The 13,844-nt window shown below is 33.1% G+C and carries 15 protein-coding genes; 12 read left to right on the forward strand and 3 right to left on the reverse strand.

Annotated elements, in window-relative coordinates:
• Positions 1–30 precede the first annotated feature (30 nt).
• From ACSG5Z_RS13830 to ACSG5Z_RS13865, 8 genes are all read left to right on the forward strand, one after another.
• The gene (locus tag ACSG5Z_RS13830) at positions 31–738 is read left to right on the forward strand and encodes a GntR family transcriptional regulator (protein WP_046956514.1); all 708 of its coding nucleotides are present in this window, start codon (positions 31–33) and stop codon (positions 736–738) included.
• Between the two features lie 215 nt (positions 739–953).
• Positions 954–1,145: a hypothetical protein gene (locus tag ACSG5Z_RS13835; RefSeq protein ID WP_435711570.1), complete on the forward strand. Its 192-nt coding sequence runs from the start codon at positions 954–956 to the stop codon at positions 1,143–1,145.
• Between the two features lie 53 nt (positions 1,146–1,198).
• Positions 1,199–1,879, forward strand: a complete 681-nt coding sequence (gene bshB2, locus ACSG5Z_RS13840) for a bacillithiol biosynthesis deacetylase BshB2 (RefSeq protein WP_435711772.1) — start codon at positions 1,199–1,201, stop codon at positions 1,877–1,879.
• 23 nt (positions 1,880–1,902) lie between these two features.
• Positions 1,903–2,676: an alpha/beta fold hydrolase gene (locus ACSG5Z_RS13845; protein ID WP_087985015.1), complete on the forward strand. Its 774-nt coding sequence runs from the start codon at positions 1,903–1,905 to the stop codon at positions 2,674–2,676.
• Positions 2,677–2,744: 68 nt separating this feature from the next.
• Complete coding sequence (gene pdxR / locus ACSG5Z_RS13850) at positions 2,745–4,178, forward strand: MocR-like pyridoxine biosynthesis transcription factor PdxR (RefSeq protein ID WP_435711573.1); 1,434 nt, start codon at positions 2,745–2,747, stop codon at positions 4,176–4,178.
• A 33-nt stretch (positions 4,179–4,211) separates the two neighbouring features.
• Positions 4,212–4,568: a CidA/LrgA family holin-like protein gene (locus ACSG5Z_RS13855; protein ID WP_060487518.1), complete on the forward strand. Its 357-nt coding sequence runs from the start codon at positions 4,212–4,214 to the stop codon at positions 4,566–4,568.
• 23 nt (positions 4,569–4,591) lie between these two features.
• Positions 4,592–5,263 (forward strand): LrgB family protein, encoded by a 672-nt coding sequence (locus ACSG5Z_RS13860; RefSeq protein WP_060487517.1) that lies wholly within the window; start codon positions 4,592–4,594, stop codon positions 5,261–5,263.
• A gap of 20 nt (positions 5,264–5,283) precedes the next feature.
• A complete protein-coding gene (locus ACSG5Z_RS13865) occupies positions 5,284–5,709 on the forward strand; it encodes a YfmQ family protein (RefSeq protein WP_097908320.1) in 426 nt (141 codons plus the stop codon).
• A gap of 22 nt (positions 5,710–5,731) precedes the next feature.
• Here the strand turns inward: ACSG5Z_RS13865 and ACSG5Z_RS13870 are convergent, their stop codons facing one another.
• Entirely contained in the window at positions 5,732–6,202 is a 471-nt protein-coding gene (locus ACSG5Z_RS13870; protein ID WP_435711575.1) for a CBO0543 family protein, read from the reverse strand.
• Positions 6,108–7,286: a DUF2515 domain-containing protein gene (locus ACSG5Z_RS13875; RefSeq protein ID WP_435711577.1), complete on the reverse strand. Its 1,179-nt coding sequence runs from the start codon at positions 7,284–7,286 to the stop codon at positions 6,108–6,110. The genes ACSG5Z_RS13870 and ACSG5Z_RS13875 overlap by 95 nt, the downstream gene beginning before the upstream one ends.
• 310 nt (positions 7,287–7,596) lie before the next feature.
• Here ACSG5Z_RS13875 and ACSG5Z_RS13880 point away from each other — a divergent pair, with 310 nt between their 5' ends.
• The 4 genes from ACSG5Z_RS13880 to murG are packed head-to-tail and all read left to right on the forward strand — an operon-like array spanning position 7,597 to position 10,953.
• The gene (locus ACSG5Z_RS13880; protein ID WP_060487514.1) at positions 7,597–8,583 is read left to right on the forward strand and encodes a UDP-N-acetylglucosamine 4,6-dehydratase family protein; all 987 of its coding nucleotides are present in this window, start codon (positions 7,597–7,599) and stop codon (positions 8,581–8,583) included.
• Positions 8,580–9,491, forward strand: coding sequence for an SDR family oxidoreductase (locus ACSG5Z_RS13885; protein WP_060487513.1), 912 nt, complete (start codon positions 8,580–8,582; stop codon positions 9,489–9,491). The genes ACSG5Z_RS13880 and ACSG5Z_RS13885 overlap by 4 nt, the downstream gene beginning before the upstream one ends.
• A 25-nt stretch (positions 9,492–9,516) precedes the next feature.
• Positions 9,517–9,837: a DUF6572 domain-containing protein gene (locus tag ACSG5Z_RS13890; RefSeq protein ID WP_435711579.1), complete on the forward strand. Its 321-nt coding sequence runs from the start codon at positions 9,517–9,519 to the stop codon at positions 9,835–9,837.
• 48 nt (positions 9,838–9,885) lie between these two features.
• Positions 9,886–10,953 carry an undecaprenyldiphospho-muramoylpentapeptide beta-N-acetylglucosaminyltransferase gene (murG, locus tag ACSG5Z_RS13895; RefSeq protein ID WP_087985008.1) on the forward strand — a complete coding sequence of 356 codons (1,068 nt, stop codon included), beginning with the start codon at positions 9,886–9,888 and terminating at the stop codon, positions 10,951–10,953.
• A 96-nt stretch (positions 10,954–11,049) separates the two neighbouring features.
• On the opposite strand, the gene ACSG5Z_RS13900 is transcribed toward murG, so the two are convergent.
• Positions 11,050–13,770 carry a putative bifunctional diguanylate cyclase/phosphodiesterase gene (locus tag ACSG5Z_RS13900; RefSeq protein WP_435711581.1) on the reverse strand — a complete coding sequence of 907 codons (2,721 nt, stop codon included), beginning with the start codon at positions 13,768–13,770 and terminating at the stop codon, positions 11,050–11,052.
• Between the last annotated feature and the right edge of the window lie 74 nt (positions 13,771–13,844).

Consider the following 13,844-nt stretch of genomic DNA (forward strand, 5'->3'; position numbering starts at 1 on the left):
CAGATAAAAGAGTATTTTAGGAGAAAGTGTATGAGTGCAAAGTATAAACAAATTGCAGATGTGTTAGAGCAAAACATTAGAGATGGGCTTTTTAATGAAACGAAAAAACTACCTACAGAAGAAGCTTTGATGAATCGGTTTGAAGTAAGCCGTAATACGATACGTAAAGTAATTAGTCAGCTTGTAAATAGAGGTTATATTTTTCAAGTGCAAGGTAGTGGTATGTTTTTACGTGAAACTTCTGTAACAGATTACATTAATTTAGGAAGTTTACGTGGATTAACGAAAAATCTCGTTTCGCAAAATATTGAAACGAAAGTGTTAGAGCTTGAAGTAATAGATGCGGACGAAGATATAGCAAAGCGGATGCAATGCGAAGCTGGAACTAGGATATATTTTTTGAAGCGTTTAAGAATTGTAGATGGTAAACCATTCTCTATTGAAGTAAGTTATTTCAAAAAGGATATTATTCCATATTTGAATAAAGAAATAGCATTAAGCTCTGTATACAGTTATTTCATTGAAGATTTACGATTAAATATTGGCTTTGCCGATAAAGTTATTAGTTGTGAAAAAGTAAATAAAGAAAACGCGCAGCTGTTAGAATTAAATGAAGGTGATCCGGCGCTTCTTATTGAAAATACAGTGTGTCTTGTAAACGGGACAATTTTCGAGTTATCTCAATCGATGTTTCATTATGAAAAGACTAAACTTTTAAATCGAATTAATTTCAAATAAAAATAGAAAATAATTTATCGTGTGAAAAGCAACTGAGTCCAAAGTGATCAGTTGCTTTTCATTTTTTAAAGTGGATGAGCAAAAAAACACAAAAGTGGTTGGTCCGTTTTTTGTAAACATCTATTATGATAAGAGAAGAAAGGTAGTATGTTATTAAAGTTTTAAAGAGGAAGTTCTTTATTAAAATAGATTGTCTTTAGAGAGGTGAAAATACAATGATTTTTGCAATTTCACTAGTGGTTATTATTGTAATTGGATCCCTGTTTGGGACCGTGTTAGTTGCACGAAATGTTGAGGAGAATTACGGCAAGTCTACAAAGAGAAATGTGAAAAACTTATCAACTATTTATATTCTTCTTCTTTTCGTACTACTTGTTGGGATAACGTGGTATGCGGTAGTGATTTAATAGTTTTGAAAGAAAAAAGTTAATATTGTATATGATGGAGGAGTATGATTTTGATAAAAAATGAACGCCACGTTTTAATTGTTTTTCCGCATCCAGATGATGAGTCATATTGCGTGGCAGGTACAATTTTAGCTTATGCGCAGCGAAATGTTCCTCTTACTTATGTTTGCTTAACGTTAGGTGAAATGGGGAGAACGATGGGGAATCCTCCTTTTGCAACACGTGAATCATTAAATGTTATAAGAGAGACGGAACTAAAGAGGGCTACAAATATTTTAGGGATTAAAGATTTACGTATGATGGGATATCGTGATAAAACTCTTGAATTTGAAACTCCCGGAGAGTTAAGACGTGTAATACAAAAATGTGTAGAAGAAGTGAATCCTTCGTTAGTTATTTCTTTTTATCCGAGATATGCGGTTCATCCAGATCATGATGCAACAGGAGAAGCGGTAGCAGAGGCGTTAGCTAATATTCCGGAATATAAAAGGCCAACATTTTATGCGGTAGCTTTTTCGAAGAATCATGAAGCGGAAATAGGTCCTCCGCATTTTAAAAATGAAGTGAAAGAATATGTTCCCATAAAATTAGAGGCATTGCAAGCACATGCATCACAATTTGCGACGAAAGTAACGGAACTAAAAAGAGAGTATGAAGAAGGTGTACCGGAAACAGTAGAGTGGTTAGAAAAGGAACCATTTTGGATATATTCATTCAAAGATAAGAGTAAGTGACGTGATAGCTGAAGGTGATGAATATGTATTTTGAATATAAGAATAGGAAAATTTCTTACAATATAGAAGGATCGGGCCCTGTTATATTGTTATTACACGGTCTTGGTGGGAACGCAAACAATTGGCTATATCAAAGGCAATATTTCAAAGAGAATTGGACGGTGATTTCTCTTGATTTACCGGGGCATGGGAAATCTGAAGGGCTGGAAATTCTTTTTAAAGAATATGCAAATGTATTGTATGAGTTATGCAGTTATTTAAAGCTACAAAAAGTAGTTATGTGTGGTCTTTCAAAAGGAGCTAGAGTCGGTATCGATTTTGCTATTCAATATCCAGGCTTTGTTTCTAGTTTAATTGTTGTAAATGCATTTCCCTATTTGGAGCCTGAAGATCGAAAAGAAAGAATTGAAGTATATGATTTACTTAGCTTACACGATAATGGAAAAACATGGGCGGATACATTATTGAAGGCGATGGGAGTAGCAGATAATGAAGTAATTGTTAGGGGATTTTATCAATCTTTACAGTCTATTAATTCGGTGCATATTCAAAGATTATTTGCTGAATTAGTAGATTATGATCAAAGACCGTTTCTTTCAAATATTTTATGTCCTACTTTAATTATAAGAGGGGAAAATGATGATTTCGTTCCCGAGAAATATGTAAGAGAGTTTGAAAGACGTTTGAAAAATACAACTTTTATTGAGTTTAAAAATAGTGGACACTTACCTTATTTAGAACAGCCGACTAGCTTTAATATGACGGTAGAAAGATTTTTAAATCATGTATTTAATTAATACTATTATTAAAGTTAATACTGTTATTAGGGAATCAAGGATAGTTCGTTTTGAGAGGGGGCAACAAGGTGGAATGGAAACCAAATCGTGCAGATAAGACGCCTGTATATAAACAAATAGCGGATTATATGGAAAGGGGTATTTCTTCAGGTGAGTTTCCTTCTGACAGCAAGTTACCTTCTGAGCGTACGTTAGCAAAAGAATTACAGGTGAACCGGAGTACAATAGTAGCTGCGTATGAAGAATTAAAATCACTTGGAGTAGTAGAACGGCAAAAGGGAAGCGGAACAAGGGTCAATACAGATATATGGGGTGTCTCACATAAACGAATACCGAACTGGGGTAGGTACGTGGAGGATGGATCGTTCTTACCTAACGTACCACTCGTTCAACAAATTAGAACGGAAACACAAAAAGACGACTTAATTAATTTAGCGAGTGGTGAATTGTCACCAGAATTGATTCCGAGCGATAGATTCCGAACGATTTTGTCGGAGAAAACATTTATGGAAAACCTCGGTTATGACCATCCGCTTGGAAATGAAATGTTGAGAAAAACAATTGCAGCACATGTTCAGCAATATAAACAAATTGAAGCAGATTCGAATTCTATCCTTATTACATCTGGCGCACAACAGGCACTTAACCTTATCGTGCAATGCTTATTAAAACCAGGAGACGCGATTGCAATTGAAGATCCGTCGTATTGTTTTTCATTGCCGATGTTTAAATCTGCTGGCTTAAAAATATTCCATCTACCTGTTGATCAGCATGGAATGAATCCAGATGACTTAATTGATTTGCATAAAAAGCATCGTATTCGCATGGTATTTTTGAATCCAGATTATCAAAATCCAACGGGAACTGTGTTGTCATTAGCAAGGCGTAAAAAGGTTTTAGAGCTGTCTTCTGAATTTGGTATACCGATTGTAGAAGATGATCCGTATAGTTTAACTTCATTTAATGGAGAAGTGAATCCTACATTAAAATCAATGGATCAAAACGGGAATGTTCTTTATATAAGTTCATTATCAAAAATTGTTGCATCAGGATTACGTATTGGCTGGGTAATTGGCCCTACGCGTGTAATAGAACGTTTAGCGGATGCAAAACAGCAAGTTGATTTTGGCCATAGTGTATTTACGCAGTGGGTGGCAAATCAATTTTTAGAATCAGAAGATTTTCATGTACATATTACAATGCTTCGTGAGCAATTGAAAGACAGAAGAGATGTGTTAATTAGAAAGCTTGAAGAAATATTAGGGGACCAGGTTGAACTTTTTGTTCCAGAGGGTGGAATACATTTATGGTGCAAAGTGCAAGGAACATTTGATGAATATCATTTATTAGGCGAATCTATACGAAATGGTGTAGCGTTTGTCCCGGGAAGTGTTTTAGGTACTAAAAATGAATATATTCGTTTTACTTTTGGGAGAGTAGATGTCGAACAAATTCAACTGGGAATTACGAGGTTTGCGGAAACGTTAAATGAGATCTCATAATAGTGATGCGTAATATTGAAATGAGGGAAAGAAATGAAGTACGTGGCGCTTTTACTGCAAGTAGGCGTGCTATATGTATTTAGCTTAGTTGGTACGTGGATTCAAGAAGTATTCCATTTATCAATGCCAGGAAGTTTAATTGGGATGTTAATGCTGTTTCTGCTCCTTTCTACTCGTATTTTACCATTAAAGTGGTTTGAGGAAGGTGCGGAAAAGTTACTCGTATTTTTACCGTTATTTCTAATTCCTTCGACAACAGGGCTGATGGAATTCGGGTCTTTTCTTTTCGGTAAGGGGAGTATTATATTCCTGTTAGTAGTTGCAAGTACGGTAGTAACTTTAATTGTTTCAGGATATATAAGTCAATTATTAGTAACATCAAAAAAATAAAATCGACAAGGTGCACGATGCAAATGGTCTTAATTATTATTACTGTAGTAATGTATGTATTGGCGACAAAGTTATATAAAAAAATTCCGTTTCCATTTACGTTACCGGTGTTAACAGTTACAGCGAGTATGATTTGCTTATTTTTAATTTTTGATATTTCTCATCATGAATATAGGGAAAATGGGGGAGATATTCTTTCCGGCTTATTAAGTCCTGCAATTGTAGCGTTAGCGATACCTTTATTTAAAGAGCGAAACATACTTATGAAAAACTTTTTGTCGATACTTATCGGTGTAGCGGTAGGTATAGTGGTTTTAACGAGTATGAATGTAGTGATTGGTGGGATGTTAAATATAGATAAGGAACTTATATTAACAACACTTCCGCAATTAGCGACGATGCCTATTGCTATTTCATTAGCGGATCAAATTGGCGGTATTCCATCTATGACTTCTAGTTTTGTAGTTGTTGCAGGGATAACAGGTGCTATTATCGGACCAACAGTACTTAAGTTTTTCCGAATAACAAGTACGATTGGAAAAGGAGTGGGGATGGGCTGCGCATCACATATTATCGGTGTGAGCCGTCTCGTGAAGGAAGGCGAAAAAGAAGCGACAATCGGTTCGGTAACGATGATTGTAACGGGAATACTCATTAGTATATTCATACCGTATGGAACGAAATTTATATTTTAAAATGTAATGGAGATGAGAAAATGACAACATGGTTTATAGTTACTTTATTTATTTTTGGCGCTCTTAAAGTGCTAGTTTCTAGTATGCCAACTTCTGTTGTAGAATCAATTATTAGTAGATTTGAATTGCATCAAAAACTTGAGGAAGAGAATACCTCTATATCGATAGATGGAAAGAATATAGAGGGAGAAATGAAACGACAAGTTATTCATGAATTTAATGAAGCTTTATTTTTAGATAAACATTATTTCCCGCCACATGGAGAAGGAACACCACTTGTTATTGATACGAAGAAAGGGAATAAAGAGATTAGATTTTCTCTATATAGCCATGAGGAACATGTTGATGTAATCAAGCAATATAAGAAGAAAATCGTTGCTTATCGTTTACGTTCAAAAAGTCTTCAAACTCTTGCACCATTAGCAATAACCGAAGATTATGCTTAAGAAGAGATCGATTATGGTCTCTTCATTTTTGTATGAAATGATATACTTTCCAAATAAAAGAAAAGAAAATCATATAGCCAAATAAAGAATATGTATGATTCCAATCCAAGCTATGAATAAAGAAACCGAATCTTTCAGCAACTTGTTCAAAAATGCTGGCAAAAATACCTATTGAAATAATAAGTAGAATTCTAGAAATTGTAGAGAATGTTTTGGAAATTTGTATAAAAACAGCTGTTAAAATCGGTAGTACAAACAAAGTAAAGCCAATGTTAACTGAAAATATGGATGAGAATGGTCTAACGGGAAAGGAATACATTTGGTTCGCAACAAAGAAAGCATCTAAGCAAGTTCCGATAATAGAAGAGAGTAAGATTGTAACTGCTAATGTTAGAAAATCATTCTTCTTCTCGAAGGAGGACGTTTTTCTTTGCAAGAATTGCCAATTCAATTTTTTCGAGTGTTTTACAGTAGTCTTCTGTAATTTGTCCATTTATATTTTCCTCCTTATCTACTAAGTAATTTACAACTTGCCAGTCCGTAAACCAATCTTCATTGTCAACTTCTTCATGCTTCATATCTCGCCATGCATAGATGAGTGCAGGACTGTATATACGATAAGCGCCACTACGTAACTGGCATTTCTTTATTCGACGCTTATAAAACTCACGGGAAAAAGATTCATTGACACTTGAAAATAAATGAGGCCAGTAATCTTTCCTTGATCCTGTATGCGGATGGTGCTGGGCCCAGCTTATTATTTGAGATAAAACATGTGTGTCTCGAAATAATAATGAATACAACCTTTTTCCAATTAAGATTCGTTCGTGTAAGGAAGTGAAATGTTTCATTGTATCACCAAATAGTAATACTTTGAGTTTCTTATCATTTTCGTAGAATGGGAAAAGGATATGATTAAACTGAAAGAAATCAAAGAGTTTAAATCCAATACTATTAAGTACAGTCTTTTTAAATTGTATATTTTGAATTACTCTTTTTTCTAAGTAGTGTTGTTCATTAATAATAGTTGCAATGGCTAATGTTTTTTTGTTACCTGTTTTCCAAAAATCGTTCCACATCGTTTCCATAAATGTAGAAACATTTAGGTGAGGGAGAAGGTGAAATAGCTTTTGTGCTCTTTTCACACTTTGTTCATAAAGCAGAAATTGAGGATATACATCTTGGAAAATAAGCCAATTCCCTCTTTCTAAAAAAGAAAAAAATGTGATTTGATCTTTCTCTGATAAAATTTTCGTATATAAATCGCCCTTTAAATCAGTCATATTCCAACCGCCGTTACGTGATACCATATGCCCAAGTAGTGCCCAATGTATTTCTGGATATTGAGTGTAAAATTGGTAGTATGCGCGTGTTCTTGTCACATTATTTTTATTTAGCTGTTCTGTTTGTATTTTTATGTTGTTGATGATGAGTTGCTCTTCTTTCGTTAATTTATACATCGAGCCAGAATGTATGAGTTTGCTTTTTTGTTTTAATTCATTTTTTACATCAAATAGGGAGAGAGGCAGTACTTTGGAAGGTCCGTTATATGTATGATTTGAATTGCTTCGGTACATTCCGTTACCTCCATTTTTCATAAATTTAAACATGATTATTGGCTATGAATCGTTCTATTTATTTTATTACGAGTATAAGAAATAAATGAGCGGTGTTTTTTACAAGGGTTTAGTTATCATGCAAAAAGTATAAAAAATCTTACTGTTGTGAGGTGAAATAAAAAAACAGAAACTATTTTTAATAGTTTCTGTTTTTTTATTTTGTCAATTAAATGTAACAAACGACAATTATGATTTAAATCAATTGAAAATAATTCAATAAATTTTATAAATACAATTCTAATTGAAATGTGTGGTAGGAGGAAAAGAAATGCTAAATAAAATAATTTTAATTACTGGTGGTACAGGTTCGTGGGGACAGGAACTTATAAAACAATTATTAGAAAAATCACCGAAAGAAATTAGAGTTTTTTCAAGAAATGAAACGGTTCAGTTTGAAATGCAGCAACAGTTTATAAATGATGATAGATTAAAATTTATTATTGGAGATATTCGTGATAAAGAACAACTAGTCTATGCATGCCAAGGTGTCCATTATGTATTCCATCTTGCAGCTTTAAAACATGTTCCAGTATGTGAGTATTATCCTTATGAAGCTATAAAAACAAATATACATGGTACACAAAATGTAATTGAAGCATCTATACAGATGCAAGTTGAGAAAGTTATATATGTTTCAACGGATAAAGCAGCCGATCCATCAAATACGTATGGGATGACAAAAGCAATTGGTGAGAAGTTAATGGTGCATGCGAATATGCAAACGAAGAAAACAAAATTCATTTGTGTTCGTGGTGGAAATGTTTTGGGGACGAGTGGAAGTGTGGTACCACTCTTTAAAAAACAAATTAAAAAATCTTTACAAGTAGGGATTACCGATGCAAGTATGACTAGATTTTTCTTAACGATTGAAGATGCTGTTGGATTGTTATTTAAAGCCGTATATCAAGGTAGAGGTGGGGAAATCTTTGTTATGAAAATGCCGGCATGTAAAATAACAGATTTAGCAGAAGTGTTAATTGAAGATTCGAAAAAGGAAAACGTGAAGGTAAAAGAAGTAGGGATAAGACCGGGTGAAAAATTAAGTGAAATGCTTTTATCTGAGGTAGAGAGTAAAACAAGTATAAGTTTTGATCAAAATTATTTTGTGGTACTACCGACTATTCCTATAGAAGGACTGCAAGAATATTATGCTAGCTATCCGCTTGTGGATGTGAAGAGTTTTAGTTCTCAACAAGACTTACTTACAAAACACGAGGTGAAACAAATGTTATTAAAAGGAGGGTTTTTACGATGAAAAAAAATGCGAGTCTTTTAATAACTGGTGCAAATGGTTTCACAGGACGCCATGCTTGCCAATATTTTTTAGAGCAGGGCTTTCATGTAATTCCTATGTTTCAAAATCGTGCACATAGAGAAATAATTGGGAATGGTATTACTTGTAATTTAACTAATAAGAGCGAAGTAATGAAGGTAATGAAACAAATAAAGCCAGATTATGTATTGCATTTAGCAGGAAAGAATTCGGTCATAGAGTCTTGGACAGCTGCTCTTGAATATGTAGAGGTTAATGTAATAGGGACGTTATATTTATTAGAAGCAATTAAGCAAGAAGTACCTCACTGTAGAACATTGGTTATAGGATCTGCTTTGCAAGCAGATAGTATGAGCAATATAAAAATTTCAAATCCATATAGTTTAAGTAAAACGATGCAAGTCATTATTGCAGAGGCGTGGAGTGAATTAATGAATTCAAATATTATCATTGCAAAGCCCTCGAATTTAATTGGTCCAGGAGTATCGAATGGTATTTGTTCTATTCTTGCAAAAAAAATGATAACTATAGAGTCGAATAAAAGTGAAGCAATTATTGAAGTAAACAGTTTGAAAGATAGTAGGGATTTTCTAGATGTACGTGATGCGGTTAAAGCGTATCATGTGTTATTGCGCGATGGAATAAATGGAAAACAATATAATATTGGATCAGGGATAAAACGGTCTTTATTAGATGTAATAGAACAATACAAAGAATTAACACAGCTGAGTTTTTCCATAAAAGAAGCAGAGCATAGTGGAAGCGAATCAAATGAGAGTTTAGTAATAGAGGATATAAAAAGGTTAGGTTGGGTCCCAGAAATTCAATTCCATCAATCATTAAAAGATGTACTCGAGTATGCGAAGTGTAGTGAAATCTGCATTCAATGAAAAATGAAAAGGGTGTAAGAAATATATGAATGGCTATAAAACAATGGATAATCAAAATACGCTATTTCTTTTAATTGTTGATACGCTGGACTGGAAAGATGAGGAAGAGCATGTTTTGTGTATCTATGAGGCGATAAATAAATGTCAAGCCTATGTGGAAGGTAAAAAGGGTGATAGGAAAAATCCAGTAATAGGTACAGGAACTAGGCTTGTAATTCAAGTCTTTGCTCAGTATGAATGTAGTGAGTATGGAAATGATTTTTATGATCTTATTAAAGATTTTTTGCAAGATATAGGGTTTGAGCTAAATGTTTATATAAATAATAGTAAGTTTACTTACATTTAATAGATTAGTATAAAACAAGATTTTTAATGATAAAGGTGGATATAAATTATGAATAAAAAGATTCTCTTTACTGGGGGCGGTACAGCCGGACACGTAATGATTAATATGGTATTGATTCCTAAATTTATGGAAAAAGGATGGGGAATTGAGTATATTGGATCTCAAAATGGAATTGAAAAACTATTAGTTCAAAATGTGAAATACAATAGTATTTCAACGGGGAAGCTTAGGAGATATTGGGATTGGGAGAACTTTAAAGATCCTTTTAAAATAATAAAAGGTTGCATACAAAGTTATAAATTGATGAAACGAATAAAACCAGATGTTGTTTTTTCGGCAGGAGGATTTGTGTCCGTTCCTGTAGTAATAGGAGCGTGGATGAATAAAGTACCTGTAATAATACGTGAACCAGATAGTACGTTAGGATTAGCAAATAAAATAGCATTACCTTTTACTACAAAACTATGCACAACATTTCCTCAGACAGGAGAAAATGTAAGTAATGAGAAGAAGGTTTATGTAGGACCAATTGTAAGGGAAGAAATTGAGAGGGGCAATGTATTGCGGGGAAGAAGCTATTGTAAATTTCAGCAAGATAAACCAGTATTGTTAATTATGGGTGGGAGTCAAGGTGCTCAATGGATAAATGATATGGTAAGGGGAAGTTTGGAAAAATTACTATTAAATTTTAATATTGTTCATATGTGCGGTAAAGGGAAGGTGGATTCATCTATTGGTATGGAAGGTTATATGCAATTTGAGTATATAGGGGATGAGTTGCCGCATATACTAAATATGGCGAGTGTTGTAGTTTCTAGAGCAGGTTCTACTGCTATTTCTGAATTGCTATTTTTGAAGAAACCGATGTTGCTTATCCCGTTAACTAACAGTTCTAGTAGGGGAGATCAAGTTTTAAATGCTGAATATTTTTCTCGGCAAGGATATGCGGAAGTTATAATCCAGGACAGAATAAGTACGAATGTATTCATACATGCAGTAAATAAGTTGTATACAAATAAGGAGAGATATATTCAAAACATGAATGGATATAAGAAAACAAATGATGAGGGGATTCATCAATTAATAGATATAATAAATGAAGTGGTGAAGGAATAGAAATTTAAATAAAAAAACAAAAAGAAAGAAGATATCTTCTTTCCTTTTTACTATAGTTGTTCAAATTCATTATTACTTATCCATATTAGCAATATACTATAGGTGAATACCGATTTCTAATAGCTCAGTAAATGCATGAGTATGGATAGGTTTACTATAATAGTAACCTTGAATAAACTGACATTTATTTTTTTGAAGGAAATTCACATGTTCTTTCGTTTCTACACCTTCTGCAATGACAGACATTTCTAATGTATGTGCTAATGTGATAATCGTTTTAATAATTTCCATTCCATCTTCACACGTTTCAGACATTGTAATAAATTCTCTTGGGATTTTTAACGTATCTATTGGATATAAAGGTAAATACGCTAGTGAAGAATAACCTGTACCAAAGTCGTCGATTGAAATGTGAACTCCTAAACCCTTTAGTGTGCGGAGCTTTATCAATGTTTCTCGCTCATCCATCATTGCAATGCGCTCTGTTAATTCAAGGTCGAGAGAACTTGCCGGTAAGCCTGTAGTTGCTAATGTAGAAGAAATAGACTTTACAAAATCTTCTTGTTCAAATTCTTTAGCAGATAAGTTTACACCAATTTTTAAATGAGAATATCCGAGTGTGTGCCAACGTTTCATTTGCGCACAAGCCTGCTGCAATGTCCATTTTCCTATTGGAATAATTTGTAGTGTTTCTTCAGCAATCGGAATAAATTCATATGGAGAAATAACGCCTAATTCAGGATGATTCCACCTGATTAGAGCTTCTGCACCGATAATTTTATTAGATTCACTATCAACTTGAGGTTGATACAAAAGGAACAATTCTTCATTTTGTATTGCGTTTGGTAAATCTTTTTCTAATCGTAATCGTCTTTCAATTTTTTTAGCGATTACATCGTCATAAATAGAGACAGAGTTAAGCTCTTTTGCCTTTGCATCATACATTGCAACATTAGCGTTTTTCAAAAGTGTAGCGGTATCGATTCCGGAATGTGGATAAATAGCGATGCCGATACTAAGTGATAAAGTTAATGTATGCTCATGTATGACAAACGGTTTTTCCATGCATTCAAATAACTGGTTGCATAAATCGAATAAGGAATCTTCGTCAGTATAGTTTTCAATTAAGATTGTAAATTCATCGCCACCGATTCTTGACAGATGAGTATGTGATGGAAGACATGATTGGAATCGCTTCGCTACTTCTTCTAATATGTGATCTCCTGCCGAATGTCCAAGTGTATCGTTAATTGCTTTAAAGCGATCTAAATCTAAGTATAATAATGCGAACTCACTGTCTGTTGTTTTAGCATTTTTTATAACTCTTTTTAATTTCTTATGGAAAAAGGCACGGTTCCCAATTTTCGTTACCGTATCATGGAATGCTAAATACTTTATTTCTTCTTGTTGCTTTTTTAGTGCGGTAATATCTTTTACCATAATATAACTTCCTGAAATTTGTCCGTCTATTATAATAGGGACGATGGTAACGTATAAAAAATAAGTAAAACCATCTTTATATTTAGAACTTAGTTGTAAGTATGCCGATTCTTGTTGTTTCACCTTTTCTAATGCAGATGTTAGTTTATGTTTGTCTTCATCTAAAATAATCGAAAAACAAGTTTCACCGAGTAACTCATCTGTTGGTGCTCCAAGTAGTATACTTCCGGCTTGATTTACATTTAAGAATACGCCATGTAAATCAATTGTAAAAATAGGATCAGGGTGATATTCATATAACGATTTAAACTTTTGTTGTTTTTGAGATAGAGCCTCTGATTTATGAACTAAATCAGAAGTCCGTAAAGTCACCTTTTCTTCTAGTTGTGCATTGAATGCCTGTAAACGTTTTGTTAGGGAATTGTTTTGCATACGTACAATAGAATGACGAATGAGTACGAAAATAAAAGTAATACAATTTCCTGTAATGAGAGTTGAGGATGATGTTTGTTCTTTTAATGTAAATCCGATTAGTATTGCAACAGCAAGATAGGGAAATACAACTAAAGCCTTTTTTCCTATTATAGGGTTAACAATGAAATAATTTTTATGGCTATTACGATCTGCTGAAATAGATCCAGCTATTGCAATAAATAATATAGGTATTCTATATAAAAGACGTAATAATGTTATCGTTTCAGTTGCTAAATGGTTATTTAAGTAAAAATAAATATAGTTAAAAGTTGCAGAACTTATCAATACAAAAATAAAGATATAAATCTTCCGTTTAGAATTAAAAATTGTCGGACGGAAAAAGAGACTAACGCCTAGTAGAAGAAACAATAAATCTGCAATTGGATATAGAAATGAAAGGAAAACATCGCCTAGTGAAAGGGAGAATATATTTAAATTTGGTTGATTAAATAAATACCACTCTAATGTGAATATGGAAGTAAGTACTATACATATATCACAAATAAAGAACGTTTTTCCCCATTTATCGCATTCTTTTAAAATTTTATAACTGAAAGCGATAAGACAAAAGAGTAGAAAAAACATGTAAAATACATCAGAAATAGTAAAACGATGTATTGGAATTTCGAAGAAGCTATCTTGATATGTATATACTATTTTACCTAATAAAAAACTCCCAATTGCTATCGTGATACATATCCAAAACGGATTTGAACTGACTTTTTTAGAATATATAGAATAAATTAGTGATACAAATGTAATGGCTTCAACAATAAGTGAAGCGAAGCGTACATCCGAATTTGAAAAATGAGTAGGGAACAGATAAAAAAATATAAAATAGATTGAATAGCATATTAATGTTCCGATTAATATACATAGTTGTAAATTTTTATTTAATTTCAATAAAATCACCTTCTTTAATTATGCACTATATTCGTAATATCTATACATAATAATATTACTTAAAAATTGTATCA

It is taken from the genome of Bacillus pretiosus, from assembly GCF_051294775.1.
GTDB classification, from domain to species: domain Bacteria; phylum Bacillota; class Bacilli; order Bacillales; family Bacillaceae_G; genus Bacillus_A; species Bacillus_A wiedmannii.